The sequence below is a fragment of the Peribacillus simplex genome (genome assembly GCF_001578185.1).
Classification (GTDB): Bacteria; Bacillota; Bacilli; order Bacillales; family DSM-1321; genus Peribacillus; species Peribacillus simplex_A.
The window spans coordinates 86,858-104,895 of the sequence record NZ_CP011009.1; the positions used below are offsets into that span (position 1 = coordinate 86,858).

The 18,038-nt window shown below is 35.1% G+C and carries 14 protein-coding genes and 2 pseudogenes; 6 read left to right on the plus strand and 10 right to left on the minus strand.

Annotation, left to right across the window (positions count from 1 at the left end):
• Nucleotides 1-91 precede the first annotated feature (91 nt).
• The 3 genes from UP17_RS25480 to UP17_RS25490 all read right to left on the minus strand — a co-directional run bounded on the left by UP17_RS25480 (nt 92) and on the right by UP17_RS25490 (nt 3,046).
• Entirely contained in the window at nt 92-862 is a 771-nt protein-coding gene (locus UP17_RS25480) for a HalD/BesD family halogenase (protein ID WP_061466411.1), read from the minus strand.
• A 34-nt stretch (nt 863-896) separates the two neighbouring features.
• Nucleotides 897-2,411, minus strand: a complete 1,515-nt coding sequence (locus tag UP17_RS25485) for an aminotransferase class I/II-fold pyridoxal phosphate-dependent enzyme (RefSeq protein WP_250211874.1) — start codon at nt 2,409-2,411, stop codon at nt 897-899.
• An 89-nt stretch (nt 2,412-2,500) separates the two neighbouring features.
• Nucleotides 2,501-3,046, minus strand: coding sequence for an NAD(P)H-dependent oxidoreductase (locus UP17_RS25490; RefSeq protein WP_061466412.1), 546 nt, complete (start codon nt 3,044-3,046; stop codon nt 2,501-2,503).
• Between the two features lie 128 nt (nt 3,047-3,174).
• Here UP17_RS25490 and UP17_RS25495 point away from each other — a divergent pair, with 128 nt between their 5' ends.
• The gene (locus UP17_RS25495) at nt 3,175-3,486 is read left to right on the plus strand and encodes a winged helix-turn-helix transcriptional regulator (protein WP_061466413.1); all 312 of its coding nucleotides are present in this window, start codon (nt 3,175-3,177) and stop codon (nt 3,484-3,486) included.
• 261 nt (nt 3,487-3,747) lie between these two features.
• Nucleotides 3,748-4,302, plus strand: coding sequence for a sugar O-acetyltransferase (locus UP17_RS25500; protein ID WP_284149593.1), 555 nt, complete (start codon nt 3,748-3,750; stop codon nt 4,300-4,302).
• A gap of 233 nt (nt 4,303-4,535) precedes the next feature.
• On the opposite strand, the gene UP17_RS28125 is transcribed toward UP17_RS25500, so the two are convergent.
• The 3 genes and pseudogenes from UP17_RS28125 to istA form a co-directional block, all read right to left on the minus strand.
• Nucleotides 4,536-4,703, minus strand: coding sequence for a hypothetical protein (locus UP17_RS28125; RefSeq protein WP_155727196.1), 168 nt, complete (start codon nt 4,701-4,703; stop codon nt 4,536-4,538).
• Nucleotides 4,704-5,012: 309 nt separating this feature from the next.
• Nucleotides 5,013-5,774 (minus strand): IS21-like element helper ATPase IstB, encoded by a 762-nt coding sequence (gene istB / locus UP17_RS25505; protein WP_061466414.1) that lies wholly within the window; start codon nt 5,772-5,774, stop codon nt 5,013-5,015.
• Nucleotides 5,771-7,007: pseudogene (gene istA, locus UP17_RS25510) on the minus strand (IS21 family transposase). The gene istB and the pseudogene istA overlap by 4 nt, the downstream one beginning before the upstream one ends.
• 355 nt (nt 7,008-7,362) lie before the next feature.
• Between istA and gntB the strand changes: the two are divergent.
• From gntB to UP17_RS28130, 4 genes and pseudogenes are all read left to right on the plus strand, one after another.
• Nucleotides 7,363-8,349 carry a guanitoxin biosynthesis L-arginine gamma (S) hydroxylase gene (gntB, locus tag UP17_RS25515; RefSeq protein WP_061466415.1) on the plus strand — a complete coding sequence of 329 codons (987 nt, stop codon included), beginning with the start codon at nt 7,363-7,365 and terminating at the stop codon, nt 8,347-8,349.
• Nucleotides 8,346-9,242, plus strand: a complete 897-nt coding sequence (locus UP17_RS25520) for a DMT family transporter (protein WP_061466416.1) — start codon at nt 8,346-8,348, stop codon at nt 9,240-9,242. Before gntB ends, UP17_RS25520 begins: the two co-directional genes overlap by 4 nt.
• Before the next feature lie 465 nt (nt 9,243-9,707).
• Nucleotides 9,708-10,037 (plus strand): annotated as a pseudogene (locus tag UP17_RS27210) (transposase); the annotation flags it as partial.
• 493 nt (nt 10,038-10,530) lie between these two features.
• A complete protein-coding gene (locus tag UP17_RS28130; RefSeq protein WP_155727558.1) occupies nt 10,531-10,653 on the plus strand; it encodes a transposase in 123 nt (40 codons plus the stop codon).
• A 263-nt stretch (nt 10,654-10,916) separates the two neighbouring features.
• Here UP17_RS28130 and UP17_RS25530 read toward each other — a convergent pair whose 3' ends face one another.
• The 4 genes from UP17_RS25530 to nikE all read right to left on the minus strand — a co-directional run bounded on the left by UP17_RS25530 (nt 10,917) and on the right by nikE (nt 18,031).
• On the minus strand, nt 10,917-12,557 hold the full coding sequence (locus tag UP17_RS25530) for a glycine rich domain-containing protein (RefSeq protein ID WP_061466417.1): 1,641 nt from the start codon (nt 12,555-12,557) through the stop codon (nt 10,917-10,919).
• An 820-nt stretch (nt 12,558-13,377) separates the two neighbouring features.
• Nucleotides 13,378-15,042 (minus strand): beta/gamma crystallin-related protein, encoded by a 1,665-nt coding sequence (locus UP17_RS25535; protein ID WP_061466418.1) that lies wholly within the window; start codon nt 15,040-15,042, stop codon nt 13,378-13,380.
• Nucleotides 15,043-15,794: 752 nt separating this feature from the next.
• Nucleotides 15,795-17,111, minus strand: coding sequence for an MATE family efflux transporter (locus UP17_RS25540; protein ID WP_061466419.1), 1,317 nt, complete (start codon nt 17,109-17,111; stop codon nt 15,795-15,797).
• A gap of 98 nt (nt 17,112-17,209) precedes the next feature.
• Entirely contained in the window at nt 17,210-18,031 is an 822-nt protein-coding gene (nikE, locus tag UP17_RS25545; protein ID WP_061466420.1) for a nickel import ATP-binding protein NikE, read from the minus strand.
• Between the last annotated feature and the right edge of the window lie 7 nt (nt 18,032-18,038).

Consider the following 18,038-nt stretch of genomic DNA (forward strand, 5'->3'; position numbering starts at 1 on the left):
GGAACACTCTGAATTTTACAGAGGCTACTAGAAGGCCGGAGGGAATAAAATTCTGCTCTCCGGCTCTAAAGATGTCCAGCTTATTTAAAACTTAAACTCCAACTAAATCCTTGCTGTTTTCATAAATTTCTCCCATAGTTTCATGAGAAATATTTTTAGCTAGATCTTCTTGGGAGGCGTAACTGAAAACTACAACCGTACGACGAGAATCATTCTTTAATGGTGTTACCCTATGCAATGTAGTACCAGCTTTCATAAAGTAACAGTGGTCTTGAGGGACATAGAGACTTTTAATTTCACGATTTTCTAAAACTTCCTTCAGTCCAGATTCTGGGTTTTCTTTATCCCAAACAGTGTCAGGTACATACTCAACTAGAGCACCTTCACCTTCATTAGGAGCTTCAATAACCCAAATTAAAGCGAATGTATAATCATCCCAATGCCATCCGTGTGTATCACCTGTTTTTTGCTGATTATTAATGATAAATTCTTCTGGCTTATATGGGATACGATGAACCGGTTCATCGTTGTTCAAAAATGTTAAGAAATTTAAAATCACTTCAGATTTAAAGAACGATGGGATCAATTTCCCATTTTCAGCAATACTATCCTGACTTACTACATTGAAGTTACGAGGTGTATTACCTGTGGCTTTAATAGTAATATCACGACGTTTTGCATTTTCTGAAAGAAGATATTTTGCTTCAGCAGACATAGCTGCAATTAAAGGTTGAGGCAACATATCATTCATCATTGCTAATCCTTCATTTTTAAACCTCTCTTGAAGTACTAATAAGTAATCTTTTGTAAGTGAGTTGATGTGATTTTCCACAATTGTGTCAAATTGTTTTTGAAACGTCATAATAAATCTCTCCTATTTTTCGAATAAATATAGTTTATTTATCATCAATTACTTTAATAGCATGTAAACCATTGCTACTTTGTACAGAAAGTCCTAAGTCAATGCAGTAATTTAAGTAGTCTGTAATATCTTTTGTAATAACTTCTCCTGGTAAAAGAACAGGTATACCTGGTGGTGTGACTAGTACTGACTCAGCAGCTACTCTCCCAATGGTTTCATTTAAGTCTACATATTTGACTTTTGAAAAGTATGCTTCCCTAGGAGTCATGGCTAATATAGGTAGTGTCAATGCTCTTATAGCACCTTTACTCTTTGCAATTCGTTCAAGATCAACTAGTATCGATCCGTCCTTAAATCGACTGGCTAATGAACTTAATGCTTGTATCAATTGTTCAATGTCAAATTCATCATGACCAATTGTAATAATAAAAAGTATATTATTCACATCTGAAAGCTCAACTTCAATTCTATAGTCGTTTCTCAGAAAATTTTCAACTTCTCTTCCTGTTACGCCCCATTTAGTAACATTTATGCACAGTTTGGTTTCATCTAAAGCAAAACTTGAGCTTGCTCCACTTAAATCTTCTGGTTTTAAGCAAGATAAGCCGTATATTTGATTGATAGCATTTCTTGCAGTACGAGAAAGCGTTATGGCACGATCTAATAGTTGTTCGCCATTTATTGCTAGTTGTTTACGAGCAGCGTCTATGGAAGCCATCAATATATAAGATGCACTTGTAGTGGTAATTAAAGAAAAGTTCTCTTTTACTCTATCTAAATTTATTAATCCCTCACGAACATTAATAATACTGGTTTGAGTAAAAGAACCGCCCATTTTATGCATACTTGAAGAAGCTATATCTGCTCCAGCTTCCATGGCCGATATAGGTAATTCTTTATGAAAATGTACATGTGATCCTTGAGCTTCATCTACAATTACAGGAATTCCTTTTGAATGAACATATTTTATGATTGCTTGCAAGTCTGTTACAACCCCATAATAAGTAGGATTGATTATACAAACTCCTTTAGTATCTGGATGTTCTTCCAAAGCTTTTTTAATGTTTTCTAGACTAATTCCATGACAAATTCCATATATAGAATCAATTTCAGGAGAAATAAAAATGGGTATTGCTCCAGATAGAATGAGTCCACTGACAATAGAAGCATGAACATTTCTAGGTACAATAATTTTATCCCCAGGATTACAAATACTCATAATCATGACCACATTAGCACTACTAGTACCTTGAACACTGAAAAGAGTATAATCTGCTCCAAAAGCTTCTGCAGCCAACTTCTGTGCTTCATGAATAATACCAGTTGGGTGACGCAAATAATCTAGAGGGGGGATTCCTACTAAATCGAAATCTAATGTGTTTTGTCCTAAAAATGTTTTAAATTCATCATCCAGGCCTTTTCCTTTTATATGACCAGGGGTATGCATCTGTAGATAATTACCATCTATATAGTTTCTCACCCCTGTAATTAATGGAGTGTCATATTGTTTACTCGTATTTGGTATTAAAGCTTGTTGTGAAATTTGCAAATTCTCACCTCGCCAAATCATTATGGTATGTTTCAAAAGTTATTTAAACCGTTAGTTAACAGATTCCATTTGTATAGATGGAAAATTAGTTATTTTGACAATTCTTCTAATCTTTTTATGTGGTGTTTTACATATTTTTTTGCGCTTTCTTCTATTTCCTCATCTGTTACATTATGCTCGGCACCATATAGAGCAAATGTAGGTAAGAATTTCATACCAGTATAAAGACAGGATGCTTGAAAAGGTTTTGTTAACTCACTCATTGTATACTCATTAGCCTCACCAGCTTGATATTCATGTTCTAATACACCTGCAGAGATGGCTAAACTAAATTCTTTTCCATGAAGTTTATCTCCCTTTGATCCGTAGGCAAATCCATATGTTAAAACATCATCAAACCATTTTTTTAATAATGGCGGAGAACTATACCAATAGAAGGGAAATTGGAAAATATAACGATCATGATTTACTAGCAACTTTTGTTCATGTTCAATGTCAAAATTCCAATCTGGATATTGTTTATACAGTTCATGTACTGTAAAATATTCAGGGTATTTTTTTAGTTCTTCTAACCAACGTTTATTAATACGTGATTCTTCAATATTTGGGTGCGCAACAATTACCAGATTCTTCATAAAAAAACTCCCTTTACCTTAAAATCATTTTTTTCCACATTTGTTAGTATGTATGATATAAAATTAAATTAAAAGTAGGTACTTAAAAGTGTTTTAGGTACTTTTAAGTACCTATAAGGAGGTAATTTATGGAAAAGTATAATTTTCCCATTGAAGCAACTCTTGAAATAGTGGGTGGGAAATGGAAGGTAGTCATATTATGTATTTTAATGAATGGAAAGAAGAGAACCAGCGAACTTAAACGTGCAATGCCTGATATTACGCAAAAAATGCTAACACAACAATTAAGGGAATTGGAGGCTGATGGAATTATTAATCGCACTGTTTATAATCAAATTCCACCAAAAGTGGAATATTCATTAAGTGACTATGGGAAATCATTGAATAATGTACTGGATTGTATGTGTGAATGGGGACAAAATCATATTAAAAGAAGCTAAATAAGTAGGGAAATTTTATTGAATATCCCTTTGAATTATCAATTAAAGTTTCATCACATAATTAAGATAGTTAATAATCTAAATAGATTATTAAAATTTAGACCTTTTAAAATACATAGTTGACATTAATAGTAAAAATATCATATATTTTCTAATGTGGCTTTTTCAGCACTTTAATGTATTTCATGAGAATAAAGGAAAATAAGGATTGCTAGGCTAAAAATCAATAAAATTTATTCTAATTTGAAGAGGTGTTTGTTTGTGAATGTAAAAGAAAAAATGCAATTAGGAAAAACTTATTGTGGCTTCGATGATGAATTAGTGAAGTCAAGGGAGCATGCAAAACGGCTAACACGGCTATATAATTTAACTACAGATGCTGATTGGAATAAGCGCAATGTCCTATTAGATGAATTGTTAGGAAAACGAGGTTTTAATACGGTTATTGAGCCTAATTTCCGTTGTGAGTTTGGTTATAATATTGAGGTTGGAGACAATTTTTTTGCAAACTTCGATTGTATTATTTTAGATTGTGGTAAAATAACGATTGGTAACAATGTTTGGCTTGGACCGAGAGTTCAAATTTATGCTGTAAATCATGCAACTGATCCACAAGCTAGAAAAGAAGGTTTCGAGATAGCTGCACCTGTTAATATTGCTAACAACGTTTGGGTTGGAGGAAATACAGTAATCAATATGGGGGTTTCTATTGGTGAAAATAGTATTATTGGTTCAGGAAGTGTTGTGACAAAAGATATTCCAGCTAATGTTATTGCGGTGGGCAATCCCTGTAGAGTAATTAAAACGATAGGATAATTTTTTGGTATAGCCATAGGATGAATATACATTTAATATATTAGACCTGTAAAAAGAATCCTATATATCCTTTAGGATTCTTTTTCTTCCGAAGAGTCAACAACTTTTGTATGAACTTTCTATATCATTTGATGTTAAAACTAGATTTTTTAGTATGGTTGTTTACTAAAGCTTCTCCAGCACTTACCCCTACAATGACAGTGTTTTGTTTTGCTATGTCCTTTAATATTATGTCATAAGTCAGCTCCACTTTTTTTCATATTATACTGCAAATAAAACGGATTCCCTCTGTTGAAATAGATTACATTATATTTCTCAAGTAGTTCTGGTTTGTCGAATTCTATATCATTAAAATCAACCTTCTTAAATCCATACCCTAAAAGGTCTTCTTTTGCTTTCATTGCGAATCTATTATTTTGTTTTTTTATGAGAAGCTGTAGTAATAATTGTTGCTTTTAGCTTACTAAATCTCTATCAATTAGTTGGCAAAAATTGTTACTTAATTAAATCTGTAAAAAATCCATTAAAAGTTAATAAAATCTTAGTCATTCAAATCAACCTCTTTTATTTAATATACTTTTATATGTTCCCAGTAAAACCCTTTAGTGCCATACCTCAGCATCCCTCCTTATTGAAGTAAAGCACCCGTTTGTCAATATCGGTTTACTTTTCCCCATTTTCATCGGAGTAAAAATCCCCATTTCTATCGGTTACTCAGTCAAACTGGCAGGGATTATTCCTGCTTTTTTCTTTTCTTTGAGACGATAAGATTCCCCTTTTATATTAAAAGTGACGGAGTGATGAAGGAGACGATCTAGAATCGCTGTGGCTAACACATCATCACCAAATACTTTTCCCCATTCAATAAATGATTTATTAGATGTTAGAATCATCGCTCCATTTTCATATCTTTTGGATACTACTTGAAAAAATATATTGGCGGTAAGTTCATCAAAAGGAAAATACCCTAGCTCATCGACGATCAGTAAACGGGGGCGGCTCCATTTGTTAACTAATCGGTTGATCGTCCCTTTAGATTCTGCCTTTCGGCATTCTGATACCACTTCATCTGCTGTTAAAAATAAGGCCGTATATCCTTGAGTGAGAGCCTCTATAGCGAAGGATATGGCCAAATGAGTTTTTCCTACACCCGGCGGACCTAATAGAATCCTATTTTCACCGTTTGCAATGTACCGACAAGTTAAGGTTTCCTTTACACGCTGCTCACTTACACTAGGTTGAAACGTATAGTCAAAATCATAGATAGTCTTCGTGTAAGGAAGCTTAGCACTCTTCATTCTCTTGGATAAGAGATTCGACTGTCTAGCTTCAGATTCTTTCAAAACAAGCGTGTGTAAAAAATCAAAATATGATACATTATTTTTAGAAGCGTTCTCTAGAAGATCATCTAATTGATTGGCAGTTTCCTGCCAACCAAGATTCTCTAGCTGCTCTTCGAGTTGGTTTTTCATACTGAATCACCTTCTTCCAGAGCTGCATAAGAAGCTAGAGAACGTGTTTCGACAATAGGAGCAGGGGCATGTACAGAATCTTTGGCCGCCAAACCAGAGGGATTCTTATGTTCCTGCTCTTTATCTATTTTGTGCAATCCTTCATAATGTTCTAGTTTAATATGAACATTCGTTTTCCCCGTTAAAATAGGATGTTGAGCAATGCATTCTTGTTCGTCATAGATTTCAATTTGATGATCCAATGTGACTTTCACTTTTACTTTTTGACCTGCATATCGAAAAGGAACAGAATACTTTTTACCTAAATAAGAGATAAAACAATCCCGGCTTACTTCACGTATCTCCCAATGACTAGTCGGAAATAGTGACTTAGTTCCCCAAGCTTGAAGAAACCTTTGCTCGTGGTTCATTAGTCGTTTGATTCTTCTTTTGATTGGCTGTGTGATCCAGCCAATTACGGATATCATGATTTAAAGCGTACAATGTTGGTTCATGCTTTCTTTGGAAGAAATTATTCTTTAGATACAGAACCGTTCTTTCCACTTTTCCTTTGGTTTGAGGACGATGAGGTTTACACGCTTTTGGAACAATTCCATAATAGGCTAGAAAATCCTCAAAAGTTCGATTAAAACGAATCTCTACCGGGCTATGCTTCGTGACGACTGTTTTCATATTGTCGTAGAGGATCTGTTCCGGCAGCCCATTAAAGTAGGCAAAGGCATTCATATGGCATTTCATCAGTGTTTCTAATTTCATATCCGTTGTAAACTCCACATATTTCATTCTGGAATAACTTAAAATCATGATGAATGCATACACTTTTTGAAGCTTACCATTCACCTCATACATTCCTACTTCCGCCCAATCCATCTGAGCTTGCTTTCCCGGTGGAGTTTCAAATCTTACTGTAGCTTGTTTTTTCGGCTGAACCCGATAGGGTTTAACAAACTCTCGAAGAATCGTTGTTTTCCCCTCATAACCCATAGCCTGAATTTCTTCAAAAAGGACCATACAATTTGTCGTTCCTTCTTGAATTCTTTGAAGAACATAAGGCTTAAATGCTCCTAATTTACTCTCCCTAACCTTTCGCATAGTTGATTGAGGTACTTGATCTTCCTTTATGTATTTACTGACTGTTTTTCGATCAAACCCCGTTTCCTCGGCAATAGCTGTTTTTGTCCATCCTTTTTGATGTAATTCTCTAATCATAAAAAATTCCCCAGTCTTCAGCATCGTCTCAAACACTCCAACTCTATTAAGTGATGAGATGATTATCTGTTATTTTTGGGGAACTTTAAACCGTTGATATTGGGTATTTTAGCACCGATGATGACACCCGTTTAACAAACACCACCTCTTCTATTGCACATATTCATATTAAATATGAGATTATACAGCGTATGAAAATTTATCTATATTTGTAAATTTAATAAAATATATGAAAAAATATGTTTTTCTGTCTTTTTCTGTATGTTCATGTAGTTCCTATTGTAAATTAAAGATACGTTCTTGCTAGAGAGAATGTATGAGAGCGCGCTTAACAACGCTTTAAGTGGATCTGTGAAAAATTATTAGGGGAGGCTATATATTGGCAAGCTATGAATACCACAATTTTTCTAGTGAAGTGAGAGAAAAATTAAGACCATTGTATAAGTCAAATAACTACAGAGGAATAATCGGAATCTTGTATGACTACTTTATAATTGGATTATCTATATTTTTAGGAGAATACAGTATATGGTTTTATTTACTATCTGTATTTATAATTGGATCTAGACAAAGAGCTTTAGCAACAATACTTCATGATGCTTCACATCTATGTTTGTCTAAAAGCCGAAAGCTGAATTACATATTAGGAACGTACTTTTCAGGCTATCTGATTGGACAAGAATTTAATATATATAAAGATTCCCATGTTAAAGGACATCACACCCATTTAGGAGATCCAAATAAAGATCCTGATTATCAATACCATATAGATGCAGGGTTGTATAAGTTACGAAATAGCAATCATTTTCTCATTAAATATGTATTAAGACCCTTATTTTTATTAAACATTCTGAGCTACGCTTATTACGTTTTTAAATACAGAATGTTACAATTAAAACAATATCCTAATCAATTTACTGCTATGGCAGTAATGTGGATTACAATTATTGGTGTACTAGCATACTTTGACTCTTTAAAATATCTCCTTCTTTATTGGATTATTCCGTATTTCACGTCTTTTATGGTTATTGGCTGGTTTATTGAAATAGCAGAGCACTATCCATTAGTATTAGATAATAAAAAGAGTATTAAAATGACCCGTAATAGATATAGTCATTGGATTGAAGCTTTCTTTCTAAGTATTCATGCAGAAAATTACCATTTGACTCATCATCTTCAAGCTAGTATTCCTTATTGGAATATTGCCAAAGCACATAAAATTATGATGAAGGATAAAATGTATAGAGAACTAAATAAAAAAATGGGAGGGGTTTTTATTTCTTCTAACTCTAATCCACCATTAATTTTCGATTTAATCAAGAATAACAAACTACCTATTATAAAAGCATCAAGGAAAAGCGCATGAAAAACACATACACTCTAGGCATATTTTTAGCCTTAGGAGCAGCAATTTTAAATGGTACCGTAGGAATACTTAGCAAAGGTTTATTTTCAAGTGATTTAACGCCAGCAGCTGTCTCATTTTATAAATGTTTTATTGCTTTTGGTGTCCTTTCCATTTTTACTGTTTTCAATTCTGATTTCAGAAAAAATATCATTCTATTAACGAAAAATATTAAGGCTATTGCTCTTTGCTCCTTTTTAGGAATATTTGTTTTATATTTTTTCGAAACCACTGCTTATAACTATGCTGTTGTACCTTTTGTCGTGTTTCTTCTACTAGGTTCATCTGTTTTAACAACTTTTGTGTTTAGTTCTTTATTATTAAAGGAAAAAAAGAACAAGTTAAAGTATGTAGGATTATTCTTATTGATAATAGGCTTAATAATAATGGCATTTGCACAGGGGGCTACTGGAGGTCTTTCAACGGGAGCAATTCTTGCTGGTGTTGCAGGTGTTGGTTATGGTTTATTTTTAGTGTTAACAAAAAAATTCTCTTTAAATGGCGGTTTATCATTAATTTGGTATTTCATGTTATTTGGGGTATTTTATTTGTTTATTCCTTTCTATAGAGAAGGAATAGTTGCACCAGAAGTAAGTTCAGTTCCATCCTTAGTAGCATTAGCAATCTTTCCTACTATAGGAGGCTTTTACTGTACAACGAGAGCCCTTAACTATTTAGAAGCTAATAAAGTTCAGTTCTTAGAATTAAGCGAACCTATATTTGCCACTATATTTGCTTTTATTGTCCTTAGGGAATTTGTACAAGGAATAGAATGGTTAGGAGCCATTTTAATTTTAATTGCTATTTACAGCTCTGAGTACTCACCCAAACCAAAAGCAAAGGCAGAGAACTAAATCAACATCAATCAAAATTATAAAGAGATATAGACTAAACAAATATCTGGTATAAAAAAATTAGTAAACTGTATATTAATATAAACATAGTTAATTCAACATAAAACAAGAGGGGGTTAAACTCAGCCTTGAACTGATTTAGGCGAAAAAAGATGGGGAGAGCATAAAAACTCATTCAAATCATTAATGTACATAATACAGAATATAGGCAATCAATAAACACTGAAGAAATATTATTTCAAGCCTATTGGTTTAGTTCCTGTGCTCACTCTATGGAACTGAATACCGAAACAAAAAAGTTAAGTTTCGTGAGTTAACATTTAAAAAACAAGTTTCAATGTTAGTATCTTATAAATTTAATTTCAATTAATAACTGAGGGTAAACCTATTACAGGGTTTGCTCTTCTTTTAGTGGCCTGATTAACCTTACGGGTAACCCCCATAATGAGGCATCTCCTTCCTTTACCATATCATGAACAGTGTACAGTAAGCAAAGACCATCAAAAAGTAGTGATACGCCACATCAGGAGTAATTATACAGAAGAATCAGGTCATCTGCGTCATCACAAGGATGTAAAACCTATATTGCGAAAACGTAAATAAACAATAGAGAGTGTATTCGAAGATGCAAAAGAAAAGCATGATATGCGTTGGACTACTTTAAGGGGACTTAAAAAATTGTCGATGCAGGCGATGCTTACTTTCGCTGCCATGAATGTAAAGAAGATAGCCAATTTCATGGCAAGGTCCAATAATGGCTTAATAAAGTGGGCTCGTAGAGGCCCAATCTCTTAATCTTGAGCAAAATTCAAAGGGAATTCAAAAGGGGTCCGGAATTAAAACATTCCGAACCCCTTTGTCTACAAACTGAACAACTCATTTAGTTTTTGAGTTGTCATGTAGTTATTTCCAATTCATCATTTTTATTAAGAAAAAAGAGGTGCCGCCTGCACATACCCCTGTCAAGTAGACAATAAAAAAAGAGTATTTTAAGCTGTGGCCTTTTCTCAATATTCAATCAGGGAAAGGCCGTTTCTGAATGTACCCCTTATATGCCTTAGAATATACCCGAACTTACCTTTTTTAAGTACTCATTTATAGCCGTTAGAGCTTCTTTTGCTCCACCTGCTTTTTTAAAGCTATTGCTCAACTTCTTAGCATTTTCCCGATAAGCAGGATTGGACAATACCTGTCGAACGGATTCTTGTAGCTTGAATCGTCTACACTTATCTGGACAGATATTTTAGGACAGCTACACTTAACTTATTACAGATAAGGGGCACTCAAAATGACGAAAAGAGATCGCCGTACATTCACTTCCGAATTTAAAAAACAGATGATTCAACTCTATCAAAACGGAAAAACACGAAAGGCTCTTATTGAAGAATATGAACTTAACCATTGGGGATAGAAAACGTTGTAATTCTTGTGCAAAAAGTGTCAGTTCACTGAAGGTGATAGGATTCATAAAAAAACACCATCCTTTCTCGCAAACTATTTACGATAAGCATAGCGTTTTTTTATTTTAGAAGGTATTGTTTTAACTTAAGTTGATGGGCATGCGGCTGTACCCCATTTTGGACACAAATTAACCGATTCCCTGTACCTTAAGGAATCGGATATTTATTTTACTGCTTTTTTATGGAGTTTTTATCTCGTAATGATCTACTTAGTTTATTTTGATTGATCATGAGGAACTGTTACAGTAGCTGTATGGGTTGTAACATTCCCTGTGTTGTCCTTAGCAGTGTATGTCACAGTGTATATACGTCCATTTCCCCTTCCCAGTCTATCTGCACGAAGTTCAAAGGAGTCAGTGGACCCACTAATAGGTTTATTATAATTTGCATTCTGAATATCATCAGATTGAAGTGTTTCATTGCTGGTAATGGATGTTAACACTACTAAATTGATTCCTGATGTATCATCAGAAGCATTAATTGTAGCTGTAATCGGAACCATTTTATGATTAGGCGGCCATATTGTTGTTTTGTCTAAACTGATGTTTAGCACAGGAGCTGTCTTATCTAGTTTAATTGTTTTTGTATTAAATTGTTCGGTATTTCCAGCGTTGTCTACGCTCCAATAGGTTAGAGTGTGAACTCCTTCAGCAGAAATCTTGATTTCATTTCCACTATGTGTGGAACCATTATCTAGTTGATAATAAGTGGAAGCAATACCAGATCCGCCATCATTATCAGTTGCAGTTAAGTCAACGGTAACATCTTTATTCACCCAATCTTTTGGTGCGTTATCAGTTGTAACAGGTACCGTCTTGTCAATTTTCACAGTAGTGGTATGTTGTGTCTCTTCATTTCCGGCGTTGTCTACGCTCCAATAGGTTAGAGTGTGGACTCCTTCAGCAGAAATCTTGATTTCATTTCCACTATGTGTGGAACCATTATCTAGTTGATAATAAGTGGAAGCAATACCAGATCCGCCATCATTATCAGTTGCAGTTAAGTCAACGGTAACATCTTTATTCACCCAATCTTTTGGTGCGTTATCGGTTGTAACAGGTGAAGTTGTGTCATCAAGTTTGATAAAGGTGATTCTTGCATATCCATTCCCTGTTTTACCTGTTTTCGTCTCGCCAGATGGAGAAGGCATGGATTGGTTTCCTGCAATGGTCTTACCATCGGAAACCCCACCAATATAACTCGATCCGCCGCCACCATAACTATATAGGTTTTTGCTTTCACCATGATAGCCTCCATACCAACCGCCACCACCAGCACCTGAATCAATAAAGGGAACAGATTCCCCTCGTCCGAAGCTGTATCCATTTGTTTGAGTAGCCGTTTTATTGTTGCCATACGAAGGTCCGCCAGTATAACCGCCAGCATAACCGCCATCCTCCATATCAAACTTTCCACCGTAATCTACACCGCCACCGCCGCCGGCTACTATTAAAACGGCAGATTTGTCATTACTTAGACTTGCAAGCAATCCATCCGCCGTGGCGATATGGGTAGCACCACCGCCAGCAGATCCGGAACGATCGTTTCCACCACCACCGTTATAGCCGCCATTTGTGATACTTGGAGTATTTGCACCTTGTCCTCCGACGACGACACTGATGGTTTCGCCTTTGGTTAAACTGACTTCTCCTTCTGCGTAACCACCTAGACCGCCTTGATGGTAGGTGAAGGATAAGTTCAAGGTATCATTTCCGCCTTGTGCACCCCAAGTATCGAGCTTGTATGTTCCAGTGTAAGGAACAGTAAAACTTTGAACGTTACCTGTGTATTGAAAATCCCACGAATTTGAATCTGCATATGCACTTGAATTGCTTATTAATGGTGTTCCTCCCAATGAAATCCCTACGGATAAAACTAAACATAATAGTGTCTTTTTGGTAAATATTTTTGAAATTCTTTTCAAACCATTCTTTTGTTTTTGTAACCACTGGCTAGTCAGAATACATCAACCTCTCTATCTAGTTTTAAATTGTTATTAAAACAAAACTATTTTTTATGGTTGTTCAAATCCAAACAGTTTAAATTTTTAGACCCAATTAGCGAAACTTTATACATCAGTGAAAAAACATAGCGCTTACGCTACTTAGCTTATGTGGAATATATTCTAATGGTGCCTATCCCCATGATAATTACACATAACTGAAGAGCCTGATTTGGTATGCCTATTTTCCCATCACTTGCTAGTTTTGAAAAAAGGATCATTTCGTATTTAGTAATTTACTTTGTTAGCTTGATGGGCATAATACGTATAAAACTGGATCATAGGGATACATTTTTTACTAAACGTTATTTTTCGGTGATATTTGTAACATAAACGTTCAATATTGTTACGATACAAATAATCTTTAGCGTGAATTTTATATTAGTACGTTGGCTGCAACCCTTTAAGCTATTTTGATGTTTCTGAAATTCTGAAAGATCGTAGAATTTCGGTTCATCCGACAACCATGATGCGTTGAGTCTATGAATATGGCAGTCCGATCTAACAAATACGGAAAAAGGAACGGATTCTGTTGCAAACTTTAAAAACATCGCAAAATATTGAATATGTCAAACATTCTTTTGTATAGTATCTAGCGTTTATTCTAAATAATTGTATTTTAATTCCATATTCTTATGAGTGCTTAAAACTTTGCAACAGAAACCAATCTATTCTAGATGGTTCTTCGTGTAATTCGAATGGAAGACATGGCATCATTACCCATATAGGTAGAACCTAAATTATCATTTGTTACTAATGTTGTGGAACGTCCTGCAAAGTTCGCATCTGAGTAACCTATGACATCATAAGGTCCAACAATCTTAATAGAACTCACTGCATCATTCATATTAATATCTTTAAAGTTCGTAACACTACTTGTCAATTGCTTAGAGGTCCCTGAAAAGTTAGCATCCGTGTAAATATAGACTCCTTCTGGCGCTAATGGAAAACTCGGGTTTGATATCACTTCATAGTCAATTATTGCTTCTGATACATAAGCTTTTCCTGCAATATTCCCTGTATCTAAAGGTATTACAATAGATCCCATATAATCATCCGCATCTGATGGATCATAATCCTTTACTTCCAGCCACAATCGAGGATTAATATTAGACACTGCGATATGAAGTGTATTTGTAGGCTCTGAAAAAGTAGTATTTGCGGTTTTTTGGTCACCACCAAAAATGACGGTGTGTGGTACATTTAAAGCCGCATCTGCTTTCATCCACACTTTTTCACTTATATATCTCTTTTTACTCAATGGATATGTATCCATACTAATATATATATCAGGTAGATTACTGCTAGGGTCTTTATAAGCCAGAGGGGTGACAGACTTGAGTGTCACTTTATGTGTCCAATAGGGATTGTACACATATTCATGAGAAAATGTCCCTAATCCATTAAAGTCAATATCAAACAAATAAGCTGGATCCGTGAAAAAGATTCCCTTTCCTATCGTTCCATCTTGATCTTCATCAGACCAATTCCAAGGAGCGTTTGCATTTCCGGTGCCTCCGGCTCTTGTATTTGGAAAAACACCAAACGATTGAAACGGCGTATTGTTATAGTGGAATTTTTTCTCCCATAATTCATCTATTGGCAAGATTCCATAATTATAAGTATGTTGCCACAATGGTGAAAATTGAGGAGGCTGTCCGGGATATGAAGGCTCTCCGAATTTATAAACAATCCCATCATTGCCAGTATCTTCTTTACCAGTAAAAGCACTCACACTATGCCCGTAATCGCCAATCAGATCACCACTAGCACTTATAAAAATTTCCGGATGGGTTACTTCAGAGAAACGGACTGTAGTACTTTCGATTCCAGCATATCCTGGCTGCACATTAGGATCCTTTAAACGATACCGTAGGAAATCACTATGATGTATTGTTTCCATAGCCACAGAAACACCATAACTTCCATCTTTTCGAACCGCCAGCATGATTCCTTCTAAGTCATTTTCGTGGTCCTCTGCTTTAGAGTACCCTTCATCACGTGCATGATAAAAATAATATCCTAAAAAGAGATGTGTCTTCGTTTCTTGAACAGAAGCATATACATATGGGATTTGAGGAACTACTCCTATTGTTTCCCATTGGTCTGCCATGTTCCAGTTCCCATCTGCATTAAATTTTGCAATTAAATCCACTACTCCATTTGCATAATCTGACCCTGTATTTATATCTTGATAAATAACAGGGGCATATCTTGTAATATAGTCCCAGTAAGGTTTTCCATCTGTACTTAAACGATCGAATAAAGGACTGTGACCGTTCATCGCTTGTGTCTGTGCACATTCTGTTGAATTTGAAGAATTTTCATTAAAGTTCATAGGTAATCCTCCTTTATAAATATGGTATGATTTTCTGAACAAATATCTCTTAGCGTACAGTAAAGGGGTTAAATCGTGTTCAAAATGTGTCTAAACGTACAAAATCCAGAAAATAATTTGGTAAAGCCTACTAGTAATAGTAAAAAATATAAATCCTTCTTTCTAATATTGATCGTATTTTTATCTCGTCATTTAAAGGGGATATTTAGGAGTAATAAATGGCATATCTCTTACTTTTATGGCGGACGAGAAATACAAGTAAAAAAGTCACATCTAATTGCGCCTGTCAAACGTGTTAGAAATGAATTCCTCTGTAAATATTCAACAAATATTTCCAATTTCCTCTAATTTTAATAGCGATTATTAATTGAAGTTAAAATTCATAAAAACAAGAAACATCTCTAACAATAGAGATGTTTCTTGTTTTTATGAAAGTATTAACCGTATGACAGTTGCTTTTTGAAAGAATCCAAAAGTCACTTTTATAGACGATTATAAAAAGCGCTTAGAGTAGTAAAATTAAAGTTTTTTATGTCGGATTTTGCTTAGAGAGGTACCGTCACATGCCCATCAAGTTAATATTTTTATGTCCCCCAAAGTGAAAAAATCTGAGTTTTGTTTAGCTAGTAACTAAAATTTCCATTTTGGGGGGTAATTTATTTTCTTAGCTTGATGGCTATGTGGTAGGACCCCTACTATTATTAAACTAAGAATAGAGGATTCATTTATGTATAGAAAATGCAGAGGAGCATTCACGATTCTTGTTTAACATGAAAAATTTTCTTATTCAGTCTAGGGATATACATAACTAGAAAACCAGATCTACCCATACTAAAGACGATGAAGGCGAGCCATAAGCCATGATTGTCCCAGATGGGGGTCGTAGTGACTTGCACAATAATATACGCAATCAACGCGTAAATCATAGAGTTTCGAACCGGTGCAATTTCAGTCGCTCCCGTAAAGACACCGTAAATGACGAGTCCGAAACAGGCTGCAAATGGGAAAATAATTAGCCAAGCTCCATATATATTCGAAAGCTCAATTACTCTCGGTAAATTTGTGAAGAGTTCAATAATCTGTTCTTGAAATAGTCCATAGGCGCAAGCAATGAAGAAGGCGGATAGAATTGACCATTGCCAGGACAAGGTGAGCGTTTTTTTATATAATTTTTCGTTATTTGAACCAATCGCTTTACCTACGAAAATGCTGGAAGCATTTGCAAACCCATCAAAGAAGTAAGCCATAATATAATGAATTTGAATCAATACAGCATTTGCAGCCAATTGTTCTGTACCAAAAGAAGCACCTTTTGCTGTAAACAAGTTAAAAACGGCTAATAAACAAATCGTTCGAATAAATAAATCCCGGTTAACGATAAACATCTTTTTCATAGAATGTGAATCTATAAGCGTTCCCACAGCTGGCATTTTCCATTGAATCGGTGATGCCTTCAATAATAGGAGTAAGCCAATTAAGAAAGCTGTGATTTCTGCGATTAAAGTTGCCATAGCCACCCCTTTTACGGCCAAAGAAAAGACATGAACAAACAAAATGGCAAGAACAATATTTAGAACATTCATGAACACTTGTAAAAATAAAGAAATTTTAATCTTCGACATGCCCATCAACCAACCAAGAATTACATAATTCATCAAAGTGAAGGGAGCTCCCCAAATTCGAATTCGAAAATATTCCGCTGCAAATTTGCTAACATCGGAATCAGGGGCGATCAGTTTCAAAGCCGCATATTCAATCGGCCATTGTAGGAGGATAAAACAAAGACCTACAATTACAGCTAATAAAAAAGGGCGAAACAAAGCAAGTGCTCCTTGAGCTTGATTGTTTGCCCCATTAGCTTGAGCGGTAAACGCAGACGTGCTAACTCGTAAAAAACCGAATAACCAATATAAAGTATTAAAAATAATACTGCCTACTGCAACTCCTCCAATATACGCCGGATCTGGAAGCTGACCAACAACTGCTGTATCCACAGCCCCTAATAAAGGGGTTGTCATCGTTGAAATCGTTAAGGGGATGGCTAAAGCAAGGTATGTTCGATGATTCATCTTTTCCCTCCAATATGTTCCTCAGAAAAAATATAAACAAGAGCCTCGATTTTTAAGTTGAAATCGAGGCCTTCCAATCAATAAATATAAATTCTAGACTAAGTCTTGTTAATCCTCGTTGGAAGAGAACGAAAACGTGGATGCTCAGCAAGGATAGAACCTCTCATCTGTTTGACGACAGGATGTTCTGATGAAAAAAACTGATTTTTAGAATCGTAAAGCTCGATTAATTCTCCTTTTTCCAGTACACCCAAAGTATCCGCGATTGAATAGGCCGCTTTAATATCATGTGTAATAAAAAGATAAGATAAGCCGAAGTCTTTTTTTAACTCACTTAATAATTCTAAAATTAGTGTTTGATTAACCATATCCAGACTGCTTACGGATTCGTCTAAGACGATTAGCAGTGGCTTAAGAGAGATTGCTCTAGCAATATTAATTCTTTGCAATTGTCCACCGCTAAATTGGTGTGGGTATTTTTTTAAATCCTTCTCACTTAGGCCTACTCTTTCCAATAACTCAATAACGGTTCTTTTTTGTTCGGCTACGGTTAGTTTTTCATAGTTTTCTAATGGTTCGCCTATAATATGCTCGGCTGTCATTCGTGGATTGACAGATGAATACGAATCTTGAAAGACGACTTGTAGATCTCGGCGTATCTTTTGTCGAATAAGCTTATCAGCAGTATAAATATCATGCCCTTGAAACAGAACTTGTCCTTGCTGTGGACGTTCTAATCCAAGAATTACTTTTCCTAATGTGCTTTTTCCAGCTCCACTCGTCCCAAGTAGTCCTAAACATGTTCCTTCGTCAATAGAAAGGGAAATGTCAGTGAGGACTTTTTTTGAATGGTCTTTCCTTTTAAAAAACGTATGAGAATTATAGCTATGGGTTACTGCTTTTACTTGTAATAAACTCATTTGTTCT

Excerpts from the sequence above, each read along its gene's own strand:
- UP17_RS25480 (WP_061466411.1), bottom strand. The coding sequence starts at position 862 with ATGACGTTTCAAAAACAATTTGACACAATTGTGGAAAATCACATCAAC.
- UP17_RS25490 (WP_061466412.1), bottom strand. The coding sequence starts at position 3,046 with ATGAAGAATCTGGTAATTGTTGCGCACCCAAATATTGAAGAATCACGT.
- UP17_RS25495 (WP_061466413.1), top strand. The coding sequence starts at position 3,175 with ATGGAAAAGTATAATTTTCCCATTGAAGCAACTCTTGAAATAGTGGGT.
- UP17_RS28125 (WP_155727196.1), bottom strand. The coding sequence starts at position 4,703 with ATGAAAGCAAAAGAAGACCTTTTAGGGTATGGATTTAAGAAGGTTGAT.
- istB (WP_061466414.1), bottom strand. The coding sequence starts at position 5,774 with ATGAAAAACCAACTCGAAGAGCAGCTAGAGAATCTTGGTTGGCAGGAA.
- UP17_RS25520 (WP_061466416.1), top strand. The coding sequence starts at position 8,346 with ATGAAAAACACATACACTCTAGGCATATTTTTAGCCTTAGGAGCAGCA.
- UP17_RS28130 (WP_155727558.1), top strand. The coding sequence starts at position 10,531 with ATGACGAAAAGAGATCGCCGTACATTCACTTCCGAATTTAAAAAACAG.
- UP17_RS25535 (WP_061466418.1), bottom strand. The coding sequence starts at position 15,042 with ATGAACTTTAATGAAAATTCTTCAAATTCAACAGAATGTGCACAGACA.
- UP17_RS25540 (WP_061466419.1), bottom strand. The coding sequence starts at position 17,111 with ATGAATCATCGAACATACCTTGCTTTAGCCATCCCCTTAACGATTTCA.
- nikE (WP_061466420.1), bottom strand. The coding sequence starts at position 18,031 with ATGAGTTTATTACAAGTAAAAGCAGTAACCCATAGCTATAATTCTCAT.